Genomic DNA, 24,455 nt, shown 5'->3' with positions numbered 1-24,455 from the left:
ATTGGAGTTAAAATATGGAAAAATTAAAATTAGGTGAAACAACTTTTAATACAGTAGATTTGTTTAGTGGTTGTGGTGGTATGTCATTAGGTTTTCAAAATGCTGGATTTAAAATAATTTCAGCCTATGATAACTGGGAACCAGCCGTAAATGTTTATAAGAAGAACTTTAAACACCCCATACATCAGGCAGACATAGGTGACGAAGAAGTCAAAAGAGAGATCGAGCAGCTTAAACCAGATGTAATTATTGGAGGTCCTCCGTGTCAAGATTTCTCGAGCGCTGGTCACAGGGATGAAAGTTTAGGTAGAGCTCATTTGACCATAGCATATGCTGAAATAGTTGCAAGGTCAAAACCACAATATTTTGTGATGGAGAATGTTTCACGAATACAAAAAAGTAATGTTCTTAAGCATGCAATCAAGTTATTTAAGGATGCTGGGTATGGACTCACTGAAAAAGTACTAGATGCGAGTTATTGTGGAGTTCCTCAAAAAAGAAAAAGATATATATTAGTAGGACACCTCAATTCGTCCGACGGTTTTCTTACTGAATTTCTTGAAGAGAATCTTGCTGAAAATCCTATGTCCATTCATGATTACCTTGGAGACTCTCTTGGGGTGGAATATTATTTCAGAATCCCAAGAAGCTATAATAGAAGGGCAGTATTTAGCATCTATGAACCTTGTGTGACTATTCGTGGTGTGGACAGGCCAATTCCAAAAGGCTATAAAAAGCACCCAGGTGACTTAGTCGAAATAGGACCAGAGGTTAGAGCACTCACTGTTATTGAAAGAAGCTATATGCAAACCTTCCCTAAGGGTTTCATTTTTGAAGGTGTAAAAACCAATTTGAATCAAATGATAGGAAATGCCGTCCCTGTTAGACTTGCAGAATTTGTGGGTAATGCAATCCAAAATTACGCTAATAGTATAAGTTCCGGGGAGGGAAAGAAATGAAAACAATAGACTTATTCTCTGGTTGCGGTGGTATGTCCTTAGGATTTCAAAACGCTGGATTTGAAATTTTATCAGCATACGATAATTGGGAGGCTGCCGTTAATATATATAAAGAGAATTTTTCTCACAAAATTTATAAAATGAATCTTGGCGATGAAAAGGTAGTTGAGCATATCAAGCAGTTCCCGTCTGACATAATAATTGGTGGCCCGCCATGTCAAGATTTCTCAATAGCAGGAAACCGAGATTACAAGTCACAAAGAGCTAATTTAACAATTACATTTGCAAGTATTATTGCTGATGTGAAACCTGAATGGTTCGTTATGGAAAATGTATATAATATTGAAAAAAGCCCAGTCTTACCTGAGGCGGAAATAATATTAAAAGAAGCTGGTTACGGATTGACAAAACGCGTATTAGACGCTAGTTATCTTGGTGTTCCACAGGCTAGAAAAAGATTTTTTATGATTGGACATTTGAACTCTGAAGATGGATTTCTAAACGGAAAAATTGACGGCAACCTTTCTAATAAACAAATGACTGTCTACGATTACCTAGGAAACTCGCTCGGTACTGAATTCTATTATATGCACCCTAGAAGTTATAATAGAAGGGCAGTGTTCAGCATTCATGAGCCGAGTTCAACGATAAGAGGAGTAAACAGACCTATTCCAGAAGGATATAAAAAGCATCCCGCAGATAAAGCTGAGATTTTTGAGAATGTAAAAGCACTCACTACAAAAGAGCGGAGTTATATTCAAACATTTCCTGAATGGTTCCAACTTGTTGGAAGTAAAACTGCGATGGAGCAAGCAATTGGGAATGCAGTTCCAGTTAAAATGGCTGAATTCGTTGCGAAGCGGATTTTGGAATACAAAGCCGAAATTGGGAATAGAGGTATAAACCATGATGAACTTAGAGCAGTTACAATCTGATGTTAAAGAAATAGGAGCTGATAATGGACCTGATTTTATTTACAGGTTTTTATTAGCTTATGGCATACCAAAAGCCACAATAGCTCGATTAAGGTTAACCATTAAAGGGGCAGAGCACTCCCCTGTGCATGTACCTAAAAAAATATATTATCAGTTTACATCCAAGTCTAATTTATTATCTCTTTTTAATTTATTAAAAAGAGATAATTTAAATAATATTAAGGCTAGATTTATCATTTTAGCTAATAAAGATAATATTTTGGCATATGACATGAAAACAGAAGAAATTCTTACATCATCCAAAAATGAACTTTATAAGAGTTTCGATTTTTTCTTTCCTTTAATAGGGAGAGAAAAAAAAGTAATCGCTTCCCATGTAACTGTTAATATTAAAGCAGCTGAAAAGTTCGCGGAACTCTATAACGAACTTGTAATCGCTAACAAAGGTACAAATGACGTTGATAAAAATGTTAGCAACCTTATGTCTCGTTTGTTATTTTGTTTCTTTGCAGATAGTGTAGGTTTAATCTCAAGGGGAGCGATTAATAAATATATTCATAATTTTTCTGAAGAGTCAGGTACTAATTTAAGTTATTTACTTGAAAGTATGTTTAATGCCATTTTTATAAAAGATAGAAATGGTTTACCTGAGTACTTAATGGAGCTTCCATTTTTGGATATATATATATTTAACACACCGATAGAGTTACCCCGTTTCAATAAACGAACACGTAAGCTCATTTTAGAAATTAGTGAGCTTGATTGGTCTGATGTTAACCCTGACATATTAGGTTCATTAATCCAATCTATTGTTTCTACCGACAAAAACAATATCAACTATAACTTTACTTCTGTGCCGAATATATATAAATTGATTGGCCCTTTGTTTTTAGACGAATTGTACGAAGCATACGAGAGTTCAAAGAATGACTATCAAGAGTGTCTTAATCTGTTAAACAGGATATCCAAGATTAAAATATTTGATCCCGCATGTTTTACTGGGAATTTTCTAATTGTAATATATAAAGAACTCAAGGAACTGGAATCTAAAATAGTCCAATCAATTCGTAACTTGCCAAACCACAAAGAAGTGATTAAACCTTCTTTAAACATTTCTCAATTTTATGGGATTGAAATGAATGAGTTTGCTTGTATTGTTACACGCCTTGGTCTTTTTTTTACTGAATGTCAAATATCTATTATGCAAAATGGAAGACTTACATCTGCAGACCATCTTCTCAAAGATTTGAATCGAAATAACATTATTCAAGAAAATGCAACAAGAATTTCTTGGAATGACATATGCCCAAATAGTGGTGATAACGAAATTTTTGTTGTAGGCAATCCTCCTTACAAGGGGGCTCGTAAACAATCTAAAGAACAAAAAGCAGATGTTGCATTTGTTTTTAGAAACCATAAAAATTTTAAAGATATGGACTATGCGGCATGTTGGTTTTACCTTGCTTCTGAGTTCGTAGGTAATTCAAAAAGTGCATTTGCTTTTGTTACCACAAATTCGCTCACACAAGGTCAGCTAGTGGGATTGTTATGGCCCAAAATATTTGAAAAAAATGTACATATATCCTTTGCTCATACGGAATTCAAATGGAAAAATAGTGGTAGGAATAATACGGCTGTTACAGTTGTAATAATTGGAATACGGCCTGATAAGTACCCTTCAAGAAAGTTCATCTTCACCCAGACATCTGCATATGAGGTTCCTTGGATTAACCCGTATCTAACTACTGCTAAAGTTATTGTAACTAAACAAAGAAAACCAATTAGTAATTTACCAGCAATGCCAAAAGGAAATATGCCGTACGATGGGGGACATTTATTATTAGAACCACATGAGATGGTCGAATTAGTTAATCAATACCCAACATCCAAGAAGTTTCTAAAGCGAGTAATGGGGTCTGATGAATTTATAAAAGATATTGAACGATGGTGTATTTGGTTAGATGATGATGACTTGGGTGAGGCTTTATTAATTCCTCCAATAAAAGAAAGGATTGCTTTAGTTGAGAAAGTTAGATTAAAAAGTACTGATAAGGCGGCAAGAAAATTAGCTCAGCGTCCTCATCGATTTCGTGAGACTAATTTTACAACATCATACTCTTTGATAATTCCTGCTGTGTCATCAGAACGGAGGACGTATATTCCTATAGGATTTGTTAATAAAAATACGATAATAACAAATCTGGGGTTTGTTATTTATAATTGTGACCCCTGGGTTTTTGGAGTAATTTCATCAAGGATGCATAATCTTTGGATTCGTACTGTTTGTGGCCGTCACGAATCCCGAATAAGATATTCTTCACAGCTTGGGTATAATACATTCCCATTTCCAGACATTTCAAATGGTCAAAAAGAGTCTATTGAGCGTTGTGTATACGATATTATTGCTGAAAGGGAAAATCAATCGGAGAAGTCGATTGCTCAAATGTATGATTCAGATAATATGAGTGAGGGTTTACTTTATAACCACATGATTTTGGACGCTACTATAGAACGCTGTTACCGAGAAGAGCCATTCCTTTCAGATCAGGAAAGACTTGAATTTCTATTTGATTTATATAACAGAGGGGGCGATTGAACGTGAATAATAATATCGTTAATGTTCAGTATCAGGCAACTGGGAAGAGCACAAATACCAATAACCTAGGAATGCGTGAAATGCAAGAGAGGGCATATAATGGACGTAACGCCCAGTATCTTCTAATAAAAGCCCCACCAGCTTCGGGCAAGTCTCGGGCCCTGATGTTTATCGCCTTAGATAAATTATTAAATCATAAAGTAACCAAGGTTATAGTGGCTGTTCCTGAACGTTCAATTGGAAAATCCTTTTTCTCAACAGAACTCAAGTCATCTGGCTTCCATAGTGATTGGATTTTACCTGAAAAATATAACCTTTGTGTTCCTGGTGGGGAAAAAAGTAAGGTCTCTACACTTGAGGAATTTTTAAGTTCTGAAGAGCGAATTCTTCTTTGCACTCATTCTACCCTTCGATTTGCTTTTAATAAAGTAGAGCCAAGTAGATTCAATAATTGCCTTGTTGCAATTGATGAGTTTCACCACGTTTCAGCAGATTATGAAAGTAAATTAGGGGAACTTGTTAGATCATTAATGGCAGAAACAAATGCAAATATCTTAGCAATGACTGGATCGTATTTTCGAGGTGACGGCATCCCAGTCCTTTTGCAAGAGGATGAGGCAAAGTTTCATAAGGTCACCTATAATTATTACGAACAGTTAAACGGGTACAAATTCCTCAAATCGTTGGGGATAGGATTCCATTTTTACAACGGTAAATACACATCTGCTATAGGAGAGGTCCTTGATACTGATAAGAAAACAATACTTCATATTCCTAATGTAAATTCTGGGGATTCGACTAAAGAGGGTAAATATGCAGAGGTAGATTTAATAATAGATAGTATTGGTGAAGTAATTAAAGTTGATAGGGAAACAAATATCATCCATGTAAAAAGACCTGATGGTAAAATTATTAAAATTGCTGACCTAGTAAATGATATCCCTTCTGAAAGAGAGAAAACAATAGAATATTTACGCAACGTTAAAGATGTAGATGATGTTGATTTGATTATTGCACTCGGGATGGCTAAAGAGGGTTTCGACTGGCCATTTTGTGAACACGCACTAACTGTGGGATATCGTGGGTCTCTTACAGAAATAATTCAAATAATAGGTAGATGTACGAGGGATAGCTTTAATAAGAGTCATGCTCAATTTACTAATCTTATCGCTGAACCAGATGCTGAAGATGAAGCAGTTATTGAATCTGTAAATAATATGCTAAAAGCAATAACAGCTTCTTTATTAATGGAACAAGTATTAGCTCCTAATTTTACTTTTAAAGCAAAGAGACCTAACGATGATGGTTCTGATTCAAGCAATAGGATTTCTATAAAGGGATTTAAGGAACCTAGTTCAACTACTGTTAAAAATGTAATAGATAATGATTTGACAGAACTAAAGGCGTCAGTATTACAAGACCCTGATATAATCAAATCCATTTCTGGAGTAGTTGACCCAGAAGTAATTAACAAAGTTATGATTCCGAAGATTATTATGACAAAATATCCACATCTAAATTCTGAGGAAGTTGAAGAAGTTAGGGAGCATTTAGTTGCTGATATGGTATTAAAACACGCAAAAACTGAAACGAAAGGAAATAAACGGTTTATTGAAATGGGTAATAATTTCATCAATATTGAGGAAATAAGCGTTGATTTAATCGATCAAATAAATCCATTTCAACAAGCGTTTGAAGTTTTATCAAAATCGATAACCCCAAAGGTATTAAAAGCTATTCAGAATTGTATAGCAGCATTTAAAGTTAATATGACTGATGACGAAGCGGCATACTTATGGCCAAAAATAAATGATTTTGTTAAAGCAACGCGCAGAATTCCTTCTCTAGATGCACTTGATCCTATGGAGCGAAGACTTGCTGAAGCATTAGTTTATCTAAAACAAGTAAAAAGAGAAGAAGTAAGATGAATAAAAAAGTTAGAAGCGATAAACTAAAAGAACTTATTAACGATGACCCCCTTGGTTTGTTAAATGTTGAAAACAAGTCATATGGAAAAAGTAAAACGGAAGAGCAACGGCTTATTGAGAGTTTCGCTGAGATATCAGAATTTTTCGAGGAACACAGCAGGGAACCTAGTTCTGAAAATGGCTTAGGTGAACATATATTAAAGTCTAGGTTAGTTGGGATAAGAAGCAATCCTAAAAAGGTAAAGGCTTTATTGCCTTATGATTTTTATAACCTGCTACAGTCACAAGAAACAATGTCAGTTTCGGTAGAAGAAATCCTAATGGATGATCCACTAAACCTATTAAGTATGGGTGAAGACGATGAGAGTATTTTTAAATTAAAACATGTTAAAAAAACAGAGAGGATAAGACCAGAAAATATTTCACGGCGAACTAAATGTAAAGATTTCGATAAGTATGAACCTATGTTTTCATTAATTCACCAAGAACTTAAAGATGGAAAGAGAAAACTAGTTGAATTTAATGAAAAAAATGTTACTCCAGGTAATTTTTACGTCTTACGAGGGGTTGTACTATATTTAGAAAAGATTGATTCAGAATATCAAGAGAAACAGTTTAGTACTGGGAACAGAATAAGACTAGATGGAAGAACTCGTTGTATTTTCGATAACGGTACTGAGTCAACCCTGCTCTTAAGATCATTGAACAAGGCGTTAAACATAGATGGATTCGGAATTAGTGAAAGATTAGATTCTGTAATACGTGAAGTAACCATAGATGAAAATGATGTTCAAAATGGCTACATTTATGTATTAAGAAGTTTAAGCAATAAACCTGAAATTGCAAGTTACCCAAATTTGTACAAGGTTGGATATTCCTCAGGAGATGTTACGAACAGGATAAAAAATGCACCAAATGAGCCGACTTACTTAATGAGTGCTGTTGAATTACTATTAACAGTCAGATGCTTTAACTTGGATGTTAAATATCTAGAAACAAGTCTTCATGAATTTTTCAATGAGGTAAATGTTACTTTTGAAGTAACAGATAGACAAGGGAAAATTCATAAGCCAAGAGAATGGTTCGTTGCTCCCCTTGAAATAATAGAAGAGGCAATTCAATTGGTTGTTGAAGAAAAAATACAAAGTTATAAATATAACCAATTATTTGGAAAGATTATCCTGCGAGAAAGTTGAATATGCTATGGGAAAATCTTAATTAATTTCATTATTTTATTTAAAGCTATTGATGCAAAATGATGTATCAATGGCTTTTTTTTCACAAATATTAATAAAAGTGTTAAACTCGATAGTGATTACAAAAATTTAAATAAATAATTTTATAATTTACATAGTAGAAAGGAGAAAATACAGGAATATGCAAGAAGGAGAATTATTCAAGGGATGGCTAGAAAATAGTAAAGGTTTAAAAAGAGAGTCAGTAAGTGACGTTTTATCTAGGATAAGGCGAGTGGAGAAGCTTGATGTAAATGTTGATATTCCTTTTGAGAAAATTATTGAAACTTTGTATAACAATGATGAGTTTAGTAATTTTAATGAATATGTTAAACCACAAATAAAACGCGCGATTAAGTTGTATAAAGAGTTTATAGAGGAACACAATGGGTAAACTAGCTAAATAATCACTTAAATGTGAAAAGAGAAATAATTAGAATTGCCTCCTTTATTATCAAGGAATGTTCCTTATGTAAGGATGATTTTATCATGAATGTTAGGTTATACATTAATAATCCCCAGAGGAAAAAAGTGCTTAGAAATTTGTAATTATGAAATATAAATTTTCGGCGATATTTGTCTTGCAGCGTTTCCCTTTATTTGAACGAAAAAAAGAAACAGAGGTCCCTTTTCAGGGACATGTTTCTTAATAAGGTGTTTCTAAAATAGTAGCCTAACAAGCTCACGTACGACTTCCTTGATAATTCTCACAACTAGCAAACGTGAAAGCCATTTGATTAAAGGACGGCGAAAAAACCTTCTTAATGCAATTCTTGCCTTTCTTATCAATGTACGACATTTTTTAATCGCGTCGGCACCTTTAATGAAACTTATAAGTTTTTGAATAAATTCTGGCACAATGACCTCCAAGTCCCAGAACGAGAGACGCTGGACAAGCAAAATACTCTCCCCACCCACCGCATACAAATCATTATATAACAAAATTTGATATAATTTTTATTAGATTCTAAATTTTTCTTTTGGTATTGAAAAAATACGTGAGAAATTATCTATAGTCATTTTGACAAATGTATGCAGATTTTGTGCCGAAATCGTGCCGAATCGAATTTATTTTGCATTTTAATCTATTTGAAGAAATGGCCTTAGGTCAATGGTTTAACCGACTTTTTCATATTTCATTTCATGCCATTTTATTCAAAATTAATCAAGTTTGAAATGGAAGGTTCTATTGGGGAGTTATGTCATTAAATGGAAATGAAAAGGAATTGACGTATGCTTCAAACCAAATTATCATTAAAAAGCAGGTATTTAATAATCGTATGGACAATTACAACTAAAGCATTGAAATAAAGGCTTAAAAACTTATGCCCGTGCCTATTCCACGGAATTGGCAGACGCGCACGACTCAAAATCGTGTTCCTTCTGGAGTGCCGGTTCGACCCCGGCCACCGGTATCAAAGAACTTTGATTCAAAGCGACTTTTCCAAATGGGAAGGTCGCTTTTCGTTTTTTTACGGCTTTTTTAATCGTGCGAACTACAAAAACGAAGTAAAAGCGTCCATTGTTCGGTTCGAAAATCAACCGAAAGGAGTTTTCGATAATGAGTCGACGTAATAACAAACTATTCTCGAATATTCTTAAAGCGTCCAAAAGCGACGTTGATTCTTTCGAATATCTCTATAATCTTTGTAGGATACGAAATATTTCCGAAGATACTTTTCGATATTACAAAAATGGATTATTAAAGTTCTTCGAGCGATTGGAATTATACAGTAAGGTTTACCGGTATTTGATAGGCTTAGAAGAGAATTATGGCTTGGTCTTTTGTTGGGATAACTTCGATTTTTATGATAGGAATTGCGGCTTTTGTTGTTGCTTTTATTATGGTTGCCGGCCCACAACCACAAATTGCGAAAGCGAAGGAACAAGAAGAATTTACTTCAGATAATCAATTGCCAACCGAAGAAGAAGTAACCGTTAACCTAAAGGAGACTCTAAAAGGGGAATATGGACATGAAACTGTTACTCATTATGAAGGAAACGGAATTAATTCGGTTGTAGTTGATAAGTCTGAATATACCAGTGCCAAAGCATTTGTTGCTGACTTGGACAACTTATTGAACGAAAACACTGCAGATAGAGTTCGTTGGGATTCAAAATTCGAAAAAGAAAAGTATTATTCAGATTCAATCATTGTTTATGTTAATCATTTTGTTAATAATGGAAGTGTCACTGGCGAAAAAGAGATTTGATTGAAAGAACTTCAAGCCATAGCGAGCATTGTTCATAATGCTGCCAATGAAGGAGAAGCGAAACAATTGAGTGAACGATTAAAAACTGAACTTGCAGAAGTTCATTCTTTTTTCGTAAATTAGTAGGAAAAGAATAGATAACATTGTGTAGGGGGAATTATGCATTTTCGCACGAATTTCCGTTTCTTTTATTGTCGGGGAACACTCTAAAAGTAAATTAGAATGGAACTTATGATTTGTACGAATCTTTCGTTGTAGGATGTGGGAATATCGTTTAGTCGTCCCCACTCACTATAAAACAACCCATTCCCTATTAAAATGGGTTGTTTGTGTATAAGCATGTGAATGAAATGTTAGCACAACAACTTTATAAATTACCAACAATTCCTCTATCCGTATGCACAACAACAGGAGCTGCTATAGAAGCTTTATCAGAAAATATCCATCTTCTTCCGATTGGCCCCAATATAATAAAGGCTCCATCTTCGTATTCACCCATAAAATTTAAATAGGTGTCCTGATACAACTGTTTGTTATGGCGGACTGGTATTCCGAGTGCTTGCATTTGTTGGGCGTATTTTTTTAATTCATTGGTAGAGAAGCCAATTTCGCTTATGGATAGTACATTATTGGCAGAGAATGTTTTATTAGGTGATGGAGGGGAAGTTTTTCTTCTGGAAATATACTCGACGATATTTCCAGCTGGATCTTCAAAATAACAAGCGTCAGCATTTGTTAAACCAGCAAAGTATACTTCATCCTCTCCGTCTTCCTCTAGCAGTTCTAGACGTTCTAACAGCCATTCTTTTGCCTGCTTAAATAAGTTGCTGTGTATATTAAATGCAAAGTGATAATAGTGCTTATTCTCTTCATTTTGATGCAATTCTAGGACACTTTCTCCGATTTGAAAGGATGCACTATTATTTGTAGATGAAATTAGCTTAAATTGAAGTGTTTGTTCATAAAATTCAACCGTTTTTTTATAAGGTAAGAAAGTATAAATTTTTTGAAATATGAATTCTGTCTAGCTCCAGCGCCTAGCCCCTGTGAAAGATAACCTCCTGCCTCTAAAAGTAAAAAAACACTTTTTGAGTTAGGAGAACATTTTTCTTCGGGGCTAAACAAGGCGCTTGCGCTTTTCTTAAGTTTGCTATATATATTTCTACTTTATTTATTTACATAAAAAATCCTCCTCTTAAAATTATATTAAAATCTGTGTTTTACACCATATTTTTGTTTTCAACTAGCAAAGGAAACGTCTAATATAATAGGAAAGAGAAATGAAAGGAGTAGGGTATGAAAAATATCAGGCATTTAATCGCAACGAAAAAACCTGGATGTACAGAAACGGATATTAGGCAGGCTGAAGAAAACTTTGGATTTGCGTTCCCTAAACAATATAAAGAGCTTATGCTAGTAGTTAATAATCCTGAGATTGGAGAATGGACTTTTTTCCTATTAAAACGAAGGGAAATCTAAAAAAGACGTGGGATGATATTGTCCGGCAAAATGGTCCAGTAAGAGACGAACGGATTCCTGAAACATATATTGTTATAGGAGAAGATGGTTCTGGCGATTTATTATGTTTTAAGAAATGTAATGGAGTGATGGAAGATATAATCTATAAATGGAATCATGAAACTGCAGAAGTAGATAAGTATGCTTCTTCTTTAAAGGAGTTTATTCTTATAGATGCTTGAGAGCAAGAAAAGAGTAAAATAGACTTATAATAACAACGGTGTTGGAGGAACAGCGAGAATGAATATTTTTTTATTTATCATCATTGGAGTACTGGTGGCAATTGGACTTGTCGCTATAATGACCATTCAGTTTGCTCTTGTCTGCCTTGTTGGCGGGATTTTTGGGCTGCTGATTTATATTGCTGTTATTGTTACGGGAATAAGCAGGAGGGATTAATTGCAGGCACTGGGAAAGGAAATTAATGACGTATGAATTGTGCGCTAAATAAACTTATTAATAGATAATTATTATATGAAGAGTAAATAAGAGAAAGGAAATAATCCTATTACTTCCTTTCTCTTATTTATATCTGCTGGCTGAGAGTATTGTAATAGAGTAATTAAGTGTGAGATGATGAGTAATATGTGTAATAAGAATGAAAGGGTTGCATATCATCATTTGTTATACCTTTCAATGATGAAATCGATAAAATACCTGCTTGCTATTGGCAGTACTCTTTTGTCCTTGTAGCAAATGCTGATTGTACGAACCACAGATGGGGAGATTGCTCTCGTAACAATATTATACGGACATCTATTTAGGACAAGTTTTGGTAAAATAGAAAAACCAAGCCCTTGTTCAATCATGGACATGATGGAATAGTCATCATATACTCGAAAATGAATATTAGGTTCATATTCATTTTGTTTAAAAATAGTTAAGGTTTCACTGATTTCTCCTTCATCTAACAGTATAAAAGGTCCATCCGTTAATTTTTTTAATGGGATTTTGGTGTGAGCAGTTAAAGGGTGATTTGCTGGTAGTGCTGCAAGCATTTCATCTGTTTGTAATGGAATTGTCGTTAGATTTGCGACAGCATTAGGATTCACAAAACCAAAATCTACGCTTCCTTCTTTAATCCAGTTAGAAATATCTGTATAATCCCCTTGATGTAATTCGAAGTGAACGGCTGAAAATTGTTCCTTAAAACCTTTCATTAATTCTGGTAGCCGGTGACAGGAAACACTAGAAAATGTACCAATTCGAATTAGCCCACTATGTAGACCTTCCATTTCTTTGCGTTTTTCAATTAATTCTCTATGTGAGTTGCAAATTTTTTTTATAAATGGCAAAAATTCCTCACCATCTGGTGTTAGTGTAATACCCATTCGAGAGCGTAAAATAAGAGTAGTAGAAAGGTCAGACTCCAGTGAATGTACCATCTGACTAATAGCAGATTGTGTATAGCCAAGTTCTTCTGCAGCTTTTGTAAAACTTCCTGTTTCAATAACTTTGATAAAAGCATAATAAGCGTTCATTTAATTGGCTCTCTTTCATTAGATTTTCTAATAATTACATTATAAATATTCGTTTTACTAATGTAAATGCTGGTGATAGTATAAAGCCAATATTAAGTAAATAAAGGAAAGGTTAGGTCTTGCGATTATGACACCAAAACAGGCAAACTTGATTTTAGCCACTGTTTCTATGGGCTGGGGAACCTCTTATATTTTTATGAAAGTTTGTGTAGATGTGATGTCTCCATTAACCATGGTAGCATTACGATTTGGCATTTCATTTATTGTGATGCTAGTAATATTTTACAGGAAAATAATTCGTGTTGATACTCAGACATTAAAATACAGTGCAATAGTTGGTGCGCTGCTATTTGGTATTTTTATGGCTATTTCTTATGGGATAAAAAATACGACAGCTTCTACAGCAGGTTTTCTCACTAGCACTACAGTTATTTTAGTGCCAATTTTGCAGACATTTATCACAAGGAAATTACCTAGTAAAAGAATAATTATTGGAATCATAATCGTGACTATCGGTTTAGCACTGCTTACGTTTGGTGATAAATTTTCGTTGGAGCTAGGGTCTTTATATTGCTTGGCTGCTGCCTTACTTAATGCTATACACATTATAGTGACTAATCATTTTGCTCGAGAGGTGGATGCATTGCAGTTGGGCATCTATCAATTAGGATTTGTCAGTTTATACGCATTTATCGGAATTTTATTTTTTGAAAATTTCGAATTACCTAAACGAACAATTCATTGGTTTGCGATACTTGGTCTGGCACTCATCTGCTCAGCTTATGGCTTTGTTATGCAGTCAATTGCTCAAAAGTATACATCACCTGAGACTACGGGTTTCCTTTTTTCACTAGAGCCGATTTTTTCATCTATCTTTGCCTATATTTTTCTACATGAGAATATGGGGTTAAAAGGATATGGTGGTGCTTTAATCATTTTAGCGGGCGTATTAATAGCGAACAAGACGACTAAAAAGCATATGGAAGTTTCGATTGCTAATGAAAAAACGCAAGTTAAGGTATTGAAGGGACAATGATTTTGTGCTGAAGAATCTGATGCAATAAAGGATGAAAAAATTAAGAAGCTTGCGGAGGATTTAATAGAAAAAGAAGAAGATGCAAAGTATAAAAAGAAATATGCTACTGTTTGGAAAAAAGCATAAAAATAGACCCGAATGCATATGGAGGCATTATGAATAAAAAATCAATGTGGATACTCTTTATGGTTATCATTTCGTTTTTCACACTATGTTCTGATAAGTCAGTCGTAATGGCACAGGAAAATGTGTTATATAAAGGGGAAACAACGGCAAGCAATTTAAATGTTAGAAAATCGCCTGGAACGCAATATAAAGTAATCGGAACTTTAATAAAAGGTTCTAAGGTGGAGATAGTAAAAGAAGGAAGCTGGTTTAAAATAATCTATAAAAAGGGTTATGGATATGTTTCTGCCAAATACATAAAAAAAATCAGTAGACTAACTTCAAAAACTGAAAGTGAAAAAGCTGTAAATAAGTTGAAGAAGATAGGTGAAAATCAGCAGCTGATATTGGTCACTGCGATAGGAAATAATGAAACGAATGCATTGATTCAAACATTTTCTAAAGAGAAAAATGGGAAATGGAACCGTGTTTTATCTGTAAATGGCATTGTGGGAAAAAAAGGAATACAACCGCAGATTTCGGAAGGATCACAGAGTACGCCCGCTGGGAAATATACGATTACGCAAGCGTTTGGCAGACAAAAGAATCCAGGGACAAAACTTCCTTATCGCCGAATTACGAGTGATGATGTATGGGTGGATAATGTGAAATCCAAGTACTACAATACATTGCAATCGAAGAAAAAAACAGGTGAAAAAAGTGAAAGCATGAATATTCCCCAGTATGATTATGGATTTGTAATAGACTATAATACAAAGAAAGTAAAAGGAAAGGGAAGTGCTATCTTCTTTCATATAGCCAAAGGAAATTACACATTAGGATGTACAGCAGTTTCCAAAGACAAGATTGTATCGATTCTAAAATGGCTTGATCCTAATAAGAAGCCAGTAATCATTCAAGCAGTGGAAAAGGATTTGCATAAATACTAAATAAATTAGAAGGCGGAAAATCCTCTTATTGGCAAAGAGGATTTTTCCGCCTTTAGTTATATTGGAATATCTATCAACCCCTCAACCAGTGAACTAGTTTCATCAAGCTGAAAATTCGGGAGACTCTGTTCTACCTGGTGAAATATCCCACCTTTGCTTTGAGGTGGAGGTCTTAATTCTTAAAACATTTTTAATTAAAGAAAAGCGCCCTAAATATTTAGAAAAAAATCCACATAAGGCACATGACAATTTAGTAGAAAAATGGTTCTTATTTAGGCTACAGGAAAATTCAAATGTTGATTGAGAGTTGGAATCGTTCTTCTTTAATGGATCAAGAGGATACATTTGGCCGAACAAAACAAACAGGAGCTCCTTATGGAAGAAAAGGGAAAAATGGATAAATTAAATGAATACACCATTCCGATTGGAAGTGCCTTATTTGCCTGCCAAGGAGGATTAGTCCCAGGAGAATACTTCAGAGAGAAATTATTGGGATAAAGAAAAAGCGGAAGAAAATATGTAATGATATTTTCTTCCGTTTTTTTAAAAGGTAAGAAAGTATAAAATTTTTCAACTTAGATTAGTGTCTAGCTCCGGCGGCCTAGCCCCTGTGAGTATTACCTCATGCCTCTAAAAGTAAAAAACACTTTTTGATTCAAGAGAACATTTTTCTTCGGGGTAAAACAAGGCGCCCTGCTCTTTTTCTTATCACTTGAAAATTGTTTAAAATACTTCTGTCTATTCGTAGTTTTGTTTTTTCTTGTAATTATAGTGCAAGTTCGAAAAAGCGAATATACTAATAATAGTTTGATATAATTATTTGAAGAGTATTAGATAATTATTTTAAAAAAAGAGTCAATATATTTAAAAAAACCATGTTAGATTATATGACGAAAATTCAGATTATTTAAATAGTTTATGTTATTTTATAGAAACAGAGTTAAGCCTGCTGTATACATCCAGAAAATCGGAGGAGGCACCTAATTGTCTAAATTAAAGAACAGGGAAGACATGATTTATCATGTATTAAGAAATGCTATTTTTAATACAGATCTTCCACCAGGAATACAATTAATAGAAAGTTCACTAGCTGATTCATTTGGGGTTAGTAGAACACCGATTCGGACTGTTCTTCAACGGTTAAAATATGAATCACTAGTTGAAATAATTCCAAAAAGGGGGGCTTTTGTTTATTGTCCAAGTCCTAAAGAGGCCGAGCAGATTTTTTTTGTAAGACAGGTTTTAGAACCAGAAGCAGCTGCCCTTGCAAGCAAATTCGTTACAGAAAATCAGCTGCAAGAGATGAAGGGGTATTTACAGAAGGAGGAAGAATGCTATAAAAAGAATATGCCGGAAAAAGCATTGCCTGTTATTGAAAAATTTCATATGGTCATCATAGAAGCTTCAGGAAATCCTTATCTCGTTGAATCTTTACGGAAAATCATTTCCTTAAGCCATATTATCTTAACCTTTTATGATGTATCGGAAAACCACTGTTACGATGTACTAAAGGAACATACTGCTATATACAATGCTATTGCTAATGGTGAGGAGGAAGAGGCAAAAAGGATGGCCTATTTGCATATCCCCTCAATTGTAAAGGATATTGATTTTTCCAAACAATTTAATACCTCACTTTCTATCAGTCAAATTATTACGAAATACATGTAATTTTTTTTGGGTAAGATTGTATACAATTTTAAAATACAATTTTAAAATACAATGGAGGATGAAAATTATGGTATCTATTCAAATGAAAACGAGCATTCCAGGTCCAAAATCCCAAAGTATGTTGGCAAGAAAGGAGAAGGTTGTGCCAAGAGGGCCATTTAATACAGTACCTGCTTTTGCGGATTATGGGGAAGGGGCATTGTTAACAGATGTTGATGGCAATACATTTTTAGATTTTGCCGGAGCAATTGGCACATTAAATGTCGGCCACCGTCCACAACAAGTGGTGGATCGTCTAAAAGAGCAAATGGATAAATATATTCATACCTGTTTTAATGTCATGATGTATGAACCTTATATAGAACTTGCAGAACAATTAGCAAGAATTACGCCAGGAAAGCATGATAAAAAAGTATTTTTTGCAAACAGCGGAGCAGAAGCAGTCGAAAATGCGATAAAAATAGCCCGTAAATATACGAAAAAAAAAGGAATAATTTCTTTTGAGAGAGGGTATCACGGACGTACGCTTCTTACCATGTCTTTAACAAGCAAAGTAAAGCCATATAAATTCCAATTTGGTCCATTTGCACCAGAAACCTATCGTATAAGCCATCCATATTATTACCGTAATCCAGAAGGCATGACAGATGAACAAGTAGATCGGGAGTTGTTAAAAAGGCTGGAGGATTTCTTTATAACAGAAGTTCCATCCGAAGAAATTGCTGCAATCGTTATCGAACCTGTCCAAGGGGAGGGCGGATTTATTGTTCCATCCAAAGCTTTTATGAAAGGATTAAAAGCAATTTGTGAAAAACATGCAATATTATTTATTGCTGATGAAATTCAGTCTGGTTTTGGAAGAACAGGAACAATGTTTGCAATAGAACAATTTGATGTGATTCCTGACCTTATTACGATTTCTAAGTCTCTCGGTGCTGGACTCCCGATATCAGCTGTTGTAGGCAAATCGGAAATAATGGATGCACCAAGCCCTGGGGAAATTGGCGGAACATATGGTGGTAGTCCACTTGGCTGTGTAGCAGCACTAGAAGTAATTAAAATAATTGAATCTGAGGATTTAAACAAACGCTCAAAAATAATTGGTAATCGGATTAAAGAGAGATTTCAGGATTGGCAAAAAAGCTATCCGCAAATTGGAGATATAAGAGGATTAGGGTCTATGATTGCAATGGAATTTGTCAAGAATCCAATAACAAAAGAGCCGGATAAAGAAGTGGTTAATAAAATTATTTCGCTTGCTCAGCAAAGGGGGTTGATTCTTTTAAATGCAGGTATATATAGCAGCTGTATTCGAATATTAGTACCGCTTGTTATAACAGATGAACAATTAGAAGAAGGACTGGATGTATTGGAAAATGTCTTAAAAGAGATATTAGAAAATGCAATAATCTCTTTATAAAATACTGAATTTTTTGATTATTAAATCGAATATACGAGGAGTGTTTACATGAAAAAAACAATCGGTCTTTTTCTATTTATCGCAGTATTCTTAATGATTTTAACAGGTTGCTCAAGCACTACAAATAACACAGCAGCAAATAACAATTCTTCTAAAAATACACTAGAGTCAGCAAAAGAAAAGGGAGTATTAGTAGTAGGATCTTCGAACGATGCTCCTTTCGCTTTTATAGATAAAGATACAAAAAAATTCTCAGGAATCGATGCTGAGATTATGCAAGAAGTAGCAAAAAGATTAGGTATAGCAAAAGTCGAAATGAAAGAGATAAAATTTGAAAACCTACTATTGGAATTAAATAATAAAAAAATAGATATGGTTACAGATGGAATGTATATAAAACCAGAACGAGAGAAATTAGTTGATTTCACAGGAATCTGGTATTCAGAAGGAGAAGCACTCGTTGTTCACAAAAATTCGACTATTGCAGGAATTGATGACTTAAAGGACAAAACAGTTGGAGGACAAAAGGGAACTGCATTTCTAGAATTTGCTCAAAAACTGAATAAAGAAGGAAAACTTAAACAAGTAACGGTATTTGGATCACAAGCAGAACTATTGTTAGCTCTTAATACTGGAAAAATCGATGCCGTAATTACAGATAGTGCAGTTGCTGGTTATACGATTACAAAAGATGCATCATTAAATCTTAAATTAGTATCACCATATAAACCAGAAAGTGCTGGAAATATCGCAGCGGCTGTTAGAAAAGGAGAATCAGAGCTGTTGGATGCGGTAAATAAAGAATTAGAAAACTTAAAAAAGGAAGGTTTTATTCTTAAAGTTTTACAAAAATATGGGTTGAATGAAGATAACTTAACAGAAGTCGAATAATAAAGTGGAAAGAGGCAGTTATTGCCTCTTTCTCTAATAAGAGGTGAGCAAATGAATATCGTACAGAATTTAGATTTCTTAACAGCATTTCGAGAGATTAGTCCATTACTCTTGGAAGGGATAGGAACGGTTGTAGGAGCAACCGTATGTGGTTTTACTCTAGCACTGATTTTAGGCACAGTTATTGCATTAGGAAGAATGCTGAAAATAAAATGGGTCAATTTTATTTTAGTGATTTTTCTGGAAATTATTCGTGGAACACCGTTGCTCGTTCAGCTTGTTTACATGTACTATGTAATGCCATTATTAATTTCTTTAATCGGACAAATTTGGATAGCAGATTATCAGTTTAATCTAAGTCCTTTTTTAGCTGGTGCAATCGGCCTCGGAATAAACTATGGCTGCTATTTGTCGGAAGTAATTCGCTCTGCTATCAGTTCCATCGATCGAGGACAGACGGAGGTTGCTTTAGCATTAGGCTACACGCATAGACAAGCATTATGGAGCATTGTTATCCCTCAAGCAGCAAGAGTTGCTCTTCCAACGCTAGGAAACTATATAATTATGATGATAAAAGATACCTCTTTATTAGCATTTATAACGGTTAGTGAGTTGCTTCTGCGAACACAGGCGTATGCCTCTCAAACATTTTTAACAATAGAATCCTATACGATATTAGCAGGTGCTTATTTAATATTAAGTCTGCCTCTTGCTCAATTTGTTCGCTTACTTGAAAGGAGACTAATGCGCCATGTGTAAAACAATGATTGAAGTAAATCATCTTCATAAATCTTTTGGAGAAAATGAAATCTTAAAAGGAATAGATCTGACTATTATGCAAGGAGAAAAAGTGGTAATCATTGGTCCATCTGGATCGGGGAAATCTACTTTGTTAAGATGCTTGAATTTTCTCGAAATACCGACTTCTGGAACGGTGAAAATAGAAGGAGATTATTTCGTAGAGCCAACTAAGAAATATAATGAAAAACATGTTGCTGGATTACGAACAGAGGTTGGTATGGTGTTTCAGCGATTTAACTTATTTCCAACTATGACGGCAATGGAAAATGTCATGGCTGCTCAAATAAAAATACGAAAAAAATCAAAAGTGGAAGCGAAAAAAAGTGCAGAAATATATTTGGAAAAAGTAGGTTTAGGAGAAAGAATGAATCATTATCCGAGCCAGCTTTCCGGTGGCCAACAGCAACGTGTTGCCATTGCAAGAGCACTGGCGATGGAGCCGAATATTATGCTTTTTGATGAAGCAACATCTGCACTTGATCCGGAATTGGTGAATGAAGTCTTGGAGGTCATTAGAGAATTAGCTAACGAAGGGATGACAATGGTACTTGTGACACATGAGATGAAATTTGCAGAAGAAGTTGGAGACAGAGTTATTTTTATGGATGGTGGTGTCATTGTGGAGGAAGGGCTTCCGAAGGAATTTTTTCATTTTCCAAAAAACGAAAGAACTAAAAGTTTCATTAAAAAAGTAGGGCATTAGGAGGAAATGATGATGGAGGAAATTGGGTCTCTTATTGATGGTATTTGTTTAAAAGGAGAAAATCGCAAATTACTTAAGGTGAGGAATCCCTTTAATGAAGATTTAGTTGGTGTAGTTCATTTCGGTACAGTAGAGGATATGGAACAAGCGGTTCAAACAGCAAATACAACATTCCATCAAATAATGAAAACAATGCCAGCATATAAACGATCTGAAATACTGCGTAAATCAGCTGATTTATTAGAAATACAGGCACAATCCTTTGTTGAACTTCTATCAAAAGAGGCGGGGAAACCGATCCGTGACGCACAAGGAGAAGTAAGGCGGGCAATCGAAGTATTACGATTTGCGGCAGAGGAGGCGTTAAAAAATAATGGTGAATTGATTAAGATGGATGCAGCTCAAGCTGGAGTAGGAAGAATTGGCCTAGCAGTAAAAAAACCAGTAGGGGTTATTGCTGCCATCACCCCGTTTAATTTTCCTTTAAACTTAGTGCTCCATAAAATCGCTCCTGCTATTGCAGCCGGTTGTACGGTTGTATTAAAACCAGCAGAGAAAACTCCTTTTTCTGCTATGAAACTTGTTATACTAATGCAAGAAGCAGGCCTACCAAAAGGAGTTGTTTCTGTTGTAAATGGTGAGGGCGAATTATTAGTTCCTCCACTTGTGAAACATAAGGATATAAAATATGTAACCTTTACAGGGAGTGGAGAAATTGGTTTGAAAATTAAGGAAATGGCGGGGAATAAAAAAGTAACTTTAGAACTTGGCTCAAATTCTCCGACCATTGTTTTTCAAGATGCGGATATAAAAAAGGTAGTAGCTGCAGTAGTAAAAGGTGGTTTTGCATTTGCTGGCCAAGCATGTATTTCAGTCCAACGTTTATATGTTCAGAAAGAAATATATAAAGAGGTAAAAGAAGAACTTGTTTCAGCAGTTAAAGCACTAATAGTCGGAGACCCTGCAAAGGAAACCACCGATGTTGGCCCGCTCATTACGGAAGATGCAGCATGGCGGGCAGAAGAATGGATACAAGAAGCAGTGGCAGAGGGAGCCGTCTGTTTAACAGGTGGAAAACGCATAAATTCAGTAATAGAGCCGACGATATTAGAAAATGTCACAGCAACCATGAAAGTTGTTTGTAAGGAAGTTTTTGCTCCGATTGTAACACTTCTTCCTTTTCAAACGGAGGAAGAAGTGTTGGAGGCAGCAAATGATTCAGATTACGGTTTGCAGGCAGGTGTGTTTACAAATGATATTAACAGAGCTTACCGTATGTTTGAAAAACTGGAAACAGGTGGGGTTTGGATCAATGATGTATCAACATACCGTCAAGACAATATTCCATATGGTGGCGTAAAGAAGAGCGGTATCGTCTTAGAAGGGGTCCATTATACAATGGAGGAAATGATGAAAGTGAAATTTCTTGGTTTTAATATTGGCTAAGGAATGATAAGAAGCAATGCCTAAATGAAAGAATACCGCAAGAGACGAATGGCAACAAGCCACATAAGAATCAGGCTGCCCGAAAAACGTTCACTCTCTTCGTAACTCCTCGTTTTTTGCGGTGCTCATCACGATGAAGAACGGCTAAGTACGTCACGTTCGGTGACAACGCCGTTCTGACCATCATCCTGTTGGCCGCCTCAAAAAGGGTCATTCCTTGATAGATAAACGTTTTAAACAGTCTGAAATTTTGTAATCTTACTTTCTCGACAAACTAGAATAAAACTCCAAAATTAATTCTGGAGTTTTGTCAGTCTGTCCTTCTCCGTTTCCGCCACCTTATCCAACATTGTAATCGCATCAACCAAATGATTGTTAAAGATTTTCTTTGCCACAGACAAAAGCTCAATAATGACAGGATCCCGTAATGAATAGATAACCCGGTTGCCATCCTTTGTGCCAGTCACAATATTTTTAGAACGAAGTATGGTCAACTGCTGAGAGACAGCCGATCCTTCCATTTCTAAAAGACTTAAAATTTCATTCACATTTTTATCGCCTTCAGACAATAACTCTAATATACGAATTCGCAAAGGATGGGCAAGTGCTTTAAAAAAGTCCGCTTTAAATTGTTGTATGTCTAAATTCAAATCATTTCCTCCCCTTCTTATTTCTTTAATTCGTAGCAATAGTAGGAAATTGTTCTTTTTCTTGTAAAGAAGAAGCTGCTAGGTTTGCACATTCACGAAATGCTAACTGTTTACATCCAGCGCATTTTTTTTGATTTATTTGCTGAAGTGCGTAGTTTATTCCATCTCCAGTATGTTCAAAAAAACATTCTTCCCCAATCAACTGATACAAACCGGTTTTCTTCAAAATGTTTTTTGGCTGTGGATTTATTCCGCAAATAATGACCGTTCCATGTTGAGTAAAGCTTTTAATAATATTGGAGAAATAAGCTTCCCCAGTAATATCCATGAGAGGAACTTTTCCCATTCGCAAAATAAGAATACTTGGTTTGTAGTGAATCGTTTTTAAGATTGTTTGTTCAAATGTTTGAGCAGCCCCAAAAAACAATGGCCCTTCGATGTCAAAAATACTAATTTGTGGACATCCATTTGCCATTTTCTCTTCGATAATTTCCAATTTTTCCTGCTGGTTTGGTGCCAGTTTCGATGTTTTCATTATATCACTCATACGCTTTGTGAAAATAACAACAGCTAAAATAAGGCCGACTTCAACAGCAGTCGTTAAATTAAAGAATACAGTTAATAAAAAGGTAACAGCTAAAACAAGAGAATCTCCTGTTTTTGTTTTTAAAATAGAACGAAAAATACGATGTTCACTCATATTCCAAGCGACAACCATTAAAATTGGAGCCATACTTGCTAACGGGATTTTCCCAGCGAACGGTGCAAAAACAAGTAATACAAGCAGCACTGTTCCCGCATGGATAATACCAGAGAATGGAGAAACGGCGCCATTTTTAATATTAGTGGCTGTTCTGGCAATCGCACCAGTCGCTGGAATACCACCAAATAATGGAGCGATCATATTGGCAATTCCCTGGCCAATTAATTCTTTATTGCTATTATGCTTACTGTTTGTCATCCCGTCTGCAACAACGGCAGATAATAAGGATTCAATCGAGCCAAGAATCGCAATAATAAATGCTGGTTTTATTAATAACATTACCCGCTCAATTGTTATAGCTGGAAAATGAAATTGAGGCAGACTGCTGGGAATTCCGCCATATGTCGATTCAATTGTAGCCACTTTATCTGGAAAGATAAATGCTGCCACAATCGTGGACAACACCAAAGCGAGTAAAGGACCAGGTACTTTTGGTAAGAACTTTGGTGAAAAAAGGACAATAATAAAACAAAAAATAGCTATAAAAACACTATACATATTAATGGTATCTAGATGGATAAAAAGTTCATGCATGTTAGCAATAAATGCTTCATGCTTTTTAACACCTTCTAAACCGAAAAAATTGGCTATTTGTCCAGTAAAGATAATGACAGCAATCCCAGACGTAAAACCGATCGTAACAGGTTTAGGAATATATTTAATAAAAGCGCCAAGTTTCAAAACTCCCATTAAAATTAAGATAATACCTGCCATAAAACCAGCAATTAATAGGTTTTCAAATCCATAGGAGATAACAATTCCAAGAATGATTGGAATAAAGGCACCTGTTGGTCCACCTATTTGATATTTAGAGCCACCTAATAAAGAGATAAGCAATCCAGCAATAATGGTGGTGTAAATACCGAACTCTGGCTTTACTCCTGAAGCTATTGCGAAAGCCATGCCTAAAGGAATAGCGATAATGCCGACAATAATTCCAGAGGAAAGATCCTTTTGAAAGGAAGACATTGAATAATTTCTAAATCGAGAATCGAATAATTTCCATTTTTTCATATAAACCCTTCTTTTATTTGAATATTAGTATATTTGATTATTTGAATATACTAAATTAAAAGTACACCCATATTCCAGTTTAGTCAAAGTGTTTTTTATGAATTATTTATGAAGGTTTAAGTAAGGCGGTATAAAGTATC

21 protein-coding genes and 2 pseudogenes are annotated in these 24,455 nt (G+C 35.0%); 19 read left to right on the top strand and 4 right to left on the bottom strand.

Annotated elements, in window-relative coordinates:
• Positions 1 to 14: 14 nt before the first annotated feature.
• From AC5LWL_RS19920 to AC5LWL_RS19885, 8 genes are all read left to right on the top strand, one after another.
• Positions 15 to 959: a DNA cytosine methyltransferase gene (locus tag AC5LWL_RS19920; RefSeq protein WP_493435942.1), complete on the top strand. Its 945-nt coding sequence runs from the start codon at positions 15 to 17 to the stop codon at positions 957 to 959.
• Entirely contained in the window at positions 956 to 1,894 is a 939-nt protein-coding gene (locus tag AC5LWL_RS19915) for a DNA cytosine methyltransferase (protein ID WP_493435941.1), read from the top strand. The genes AC5LWL_RS19920 and AC5LWL_RS19915 overlap by 4 nt, the downstream gene beginning before the upstream one ends.
• Positions 1,866 to 4,490 carry a DNA methyltransferase gene (locus tag AC5LWL_RS19910; protein ID WP_493435940.1) on the top strand — a complete coding sequence of 875 codons (2,625 nt, stop codon included), beginning with the start codon at positions 1,866 to 1,868 and terminating at the stop codon, positions 4,488 to 4,490. Before AC5LWL_RS19915 ends, AC5LWL_RS19910 begins: the two co-directional genes overlap by 29 nt.
• Positions 4,491 to 4,492: 2 nt before the next feature.
• Positions 4,493 to 6,418, top strand: a complete 1,926-nt coding sequence (locus tag AC5LWL_RS19905; protein WP_493435939.1) for a DEAD/DEAH box helicase — start codon at positions 4,493 to 4,495, stop codon at positions 6,416 to 6,418.
• Complete coding sequence (locus tag AC5LWL_RS19900) at positions 6,415 to 7,614, top strand: GIY-YIG nuclease family protein (protein WP_493435938.1); 1,200 nt, start codon at positions 6,415 to 6,417, stop codon at positions 7,612 to 7,614. The genes AC5LWL_RS19905 and AC5LWL_RS19900 overlap by 4 nt, the downstream gene beginning before the upstream one ends.
• Before the next feature lie 181 nt (positions 7,615 to 7,795).
• Positions 7,796 to 8,047 (top strand): hypothetical protein, encoded by a 252-nt coding sequence (locus AC5LWL_RS19895; RefSeq protein WP_493435937.1) that lies wholly within the window; start codon positions 7,796 to 7,798, stop codon positions 8,045 to 8,047.
• Positions 8,048 to 9,425: 1,378 nt separating this feature from the next.
• The gene (locus tag AC5LWL_RS19890) at positions 9,426 to 9,866 is read left to right on the top strand and encodes a hypothetical protein (protein ID WP_493435936.1); all 441 of its coding nucleotides are present in this window, start codon (positions 9,426 to 9,428) and stop codon (positions 9,864 to 9,866) included.
• Positions 9,867 to 9,989: a hypothetical protein gene (locus AC5LWL_RS19885; protein WP_493435935.1), complete on the top strand. Its 123-nt coding sequence runs from the start codon at positions 9,867 to 9,869 to the stop codon at positions 9,987 to 9,989.
• A gap of 244 nt (positions 9,990 to 10,233) precedes the next feature.
• Here the strand turns inward: AC5LWL_RS19885 and AC5LWL_RS19880 are convergent, their stop codons facing one another.
• Positions 10,234 to 10,869, bottom strand: a complete 636-nt coding sequence (locus AC5LWL_RS19880) for a VOC family protein (RefSeq protein WP_493436670.1) — start codon at positions 10,867 to 10,869, stop codon at positions 10,234 to 10,236.
• A gap of 293 nt (positions 10,870 to 11,162) precedes the next feature.
• Here AC5LWL_RS19880 and AC5LWL_RS19875 point away from each other — a divergent pair.
• Positions 11,163 to 11,566: pseudogene (locus AC5LWL_RS19875) on the top strand (SMI1/KNR4 family protein).
• 58 nt (positions 11,567 to 11,624) lie between these two features.
• The gene (locus AC5LWL_RS19870) at positions 11,625 to 11,783 is read left to right on the top strand and encodes a hypothetical protein (RefSeq protein ID WP_493435934.1); all 159 of its coding nucleotides are present in this window, start codon (positions 11,625 to 11,627) and stop codon (positions 11,781 to 11,783) included.
• 218 nt (positions 11,784 to 12,001) lie between these two features.
• Here AC5LWL_RS19870 and AC5LWL_RS19865 read toward each other — a convergent pair whose 3' ends face one another.
• Positions 12,002 to 12,865: a LysR family transcriptional regulator gene (locus tag AC5LWL_RS19865; RefSeq protein WP_493435933.1), complete on the bottom strand. Its 864-nt coding sequence runs from the start codon at positions 12,863 to 12,865 to the stop codon at positions 12,002 to 12,004.
• Positions 12,866 to 12,992: 127 nt separating this feature from the next.
• Between AC5LWL_RS19865 and AC5LWL_RS19860 the strand changes: the two genes are divergently transcribed.
• The 9 genes and pseudogenes from AC5LWL_RS19860 (at position 12,993) to AC5LWL_RS19820 (ending at position 21,888) form a co-directional block, all read left to right on the top strand.
• Entirely contained in the window at positions 12,993 to 13,901 is a 909-nt protein-coding gene (locus tag AC5LWL_RS19860) for a DMT family transporter (RefSeq protein ID WP_493435932.1), read from the top strand.
• A gap of 155 nt (positions 13,902 to 14,056) precedes the next feature.
• Complete coding sequence (locus AC5LWL_RS19855) at positions 14,057 to 14,956, top strand: SH3 domain-containing protein (RefSeq protein WP_493435931.1); 900 nt, start codon at positions 14,057 to 14,059, stop codon at positions 14,954 to 14,956.
• 257 nt (positions 14,957 to 15,213) lie between these two features.
• Positions 15,214 to 15,454: pseudogene (locus AC5LWL_RS19850) on the top strand (hypothetical protein); the annotation flags it as partial.
• A 486-nt stretch (positions 15,455 to 15,940) separates the two neighbouring features.
• On the top strand, positions 15,941 to 16,627 hold the full coding sequence (locus tag AC5LWL_RS19845) for a GntR family transcriptional regulator (RefSeq protein ID WP_493435930.1): 687 nt from the start codon (positions 15,941 to 15,943) through the stop codon (positions 16,625 to 16,627).
• Between the two features lie 67 nt (positions 16,628 to 16,694).
• A complete protein-coding gene (gene gabT, locus AC5LWL_RS19840; protein WP_493435929.1) occupies positions 16,695 to 18,047 on the top strand; it encodes a 4-aminobutyrate--2-oxoglutarate transaminase in 1,353 nt (450 codons plus the stop codon).
• Positions 18,048 to 18,095: 48 nt separating this feature from the next.
• Positions 18,096 to 18,938 (top strand): substrate-binding periplasmic protein, encoded by an 843-nt coding sequence (locus tag AC5LWL_RS19835; protein ID WP_493435928.1) that lies wholly within the window; start codon positions 18,096 to 18,098, stop codon positions 18,936 to 18,938.
• Between the two features lie 51 nt (positions 18,939 to 18,989).
• Positions 18,990 to 19,697, top strand: a complete 708-nt coding sequence (locus AC5LWL_RS19830) for an amino acid ABC transporter permease (RefSeq protein ID WP_493435927.1) — start codon at positions 18,990 to 18,992, stop codon at positions 19,695 to 19,697.
• A gap of 4 nt (positions 19,698 to 19,701) precedes the next feature.
• Positions 19,702 to 20,442, top strand: a complete 741-nt coding sequence (locus AC5LWL_RS19825) for an amino acid ABC transporter ATP-binding protein (protein ID WP_493436669.1) — start codon at positions 19,702 to 19,704, stop codon at positions 20,440 to 20,442.
• A 9-nt stretch (positions 20,443 to 20,451) separates the two neighbouring features.
• Positions 20,452 to 21,888, top strand: coding sequence for an aldehyde dehydrogenase family protein (locus AC5LWL_RS19820; protein ID WP_493435926.1), 1,437 nt, complete (start codon positions 20,452 to 20,454; stop codon positions 21,886 to 21,888).
• Between the two features lie 293 nt (positions 21,889 to 22,181).
• On the opposite strand, the gene AC5LWL_RS19815 is transcribed toward AC5LWL_RS19820, so the two are convergent.
• Together AC5LWL_RS19815 and AC5LWL_RS19810 are read right to left on the bottom strand one after the other, a co-directional pair.
• Positions 22,182 to 22,538: an ArsR/SmtB family transcription factor gene (locus AC5LWL_RS19815; protein WP_493435925.1), complete on the bottom strand. Its 357-nt coding sequence runs from the start codon at positions 22,536 to 22,538 to the stop codon at positions 22,182 to 22,184.
• Positions 22,539 to 22,563: 25 nt separating this feature from the next.
• Positions 22,564 to 24,315, bottom strand: a complete 1,752-nt coding sequence (locus tag AC5LWL_RS19810) for a SulP family inorganic anion transporter (RefSeq protein ID WP_493435924.1) — start codon at positions 24,313 to 24,315, stop codon at positions 22,564 to 22,566.
• Positions 24,316 to 24,455 lie beyond the last annotated feature (140 nt).

The sequence above is a fragment of the Niallia sp. WK069_GA_01 genome, from assembly GCF_983173855.1.
Note: the sequence above shows the minus strand (reverse complement) of the source record. Positions and strands in the feature narration are given on the sequence as shown.

Excerpts from the sequence above, each read along its gene's own strand:
- AC5LWL_RS19910 (WP_493435940.1), top strand. The coding sequence starts at position 1,866 with ATGATGAACTTAGAGCAGTTACAATCTGATGTTAAAGAAATAGGAGCT.
- AC5LWL_RS19830 (WP_493435927.1), top strand. The coding sequence starts at position 18,990 with ATGAATATCGTACAGAATTTAGATTTCTTAACAGCATTTCGAGAGATT.
- AC5LWL_RS19820 (WP_493435926.1), top strand. The coding sequence starts at position 20,452 with ATGATGGAGGAAATTGGGTCTCTTATTGATGGTATTTGTTTAAAAGGA.
- AC5LWL_RS19870 (WP_493435934.1), top strand. The coding sequence starts at position 11,625 with ATGAATATTTTTTTATTTATCATCATTGGAGTACTGGTGGCAATTGGA.
- AC5LWL_RS19895 (WP_493435937.1), top strand. The coding sequence starts at position 7,796 with ATGCAAGAAGGAGAATTATTCAAGGGATGGCTAGAAAATAGTAAAGGT.
- AC5LWL_RS19810 (WP_493435924.1), bottom strand. The coding sequence starts at position 24,315 with ATGAAAAAATGGAAATTATTCGATTCTCGATTTAGAAATTATTCAATG.
- AC5LWL_RS19855 (WP_493435931.1), top strand. The coding sequence starts at position 14,057 with ATGAATAAAAAATCAATGTGGATACTCTTTATGGTTATCATTTCGTTT.
- AC5LWL_RS19865 (WP_493435933.1), bottom strand. The coding sequence starts at position 12,865 with ATGAACGCTTATTATGCTTTTATCAAAGTTATTGAAACAGGAAGTTTT.
- AC5LWL_RS19860 (WP_493435932.1), top strand. The coding sequence starts at position 12,993 with ATGACACCAAAACAGGCAAACTTGATTTTAGCCACTGTTTCTATGGGC.
- AC5LWL_RS19890 (WP_493435936.1), top strand. The coding sequence starts at position 9,426 with ATGGCTTGGTCTTTTGTTGGGATAACTTCGATTTTTATGATAGGAATT.
- AC5LWL_RS19835 (WP_493435928.1), top strand. The coding sequence starts at position 18,096 with ATGAAAAAAACAATCGGTCTTTTTCTATTTATCGCAGTATTCTTAATG.
- AC5LWL_RS19915 (WP_493435941.1), top strand. The coding sequence starts at position 956 with ATGAAAACAATAGACTTATTCTCTGGTTGCGGTGGTATGTCCTTAGGA.
- gabT (WP_493435929.1), top strand. The coding sequence starts at position 16,695 with ATGGTATCTATTCAAATGAAAACGAGCATTCCAGGTCCAAAATCCCAA.
- AC5LWL_RS19825 (WP_493436669.1), top strand. The coding sequence starts at position 19,702 with ATGATTGAAGTAAATCATCTTCATAAATCTTTTGGAGAAAATGAAATC.
- AC5LWL_RS19900 (WP_493435938.1), top strand. The coding sequence starts at position 6,415 with ATGAATAAAAAAGTTAGAAGCGATAAACTAAAAGAACTTATTAACGAT.
- AC5LWL_RS19920 (WP_493435942.1), top strand. The coding sequence starts at position 15 with ATGGAAAAATTAAAATTAGGTGAAACAACTTTTAATACAGTAGATTTG.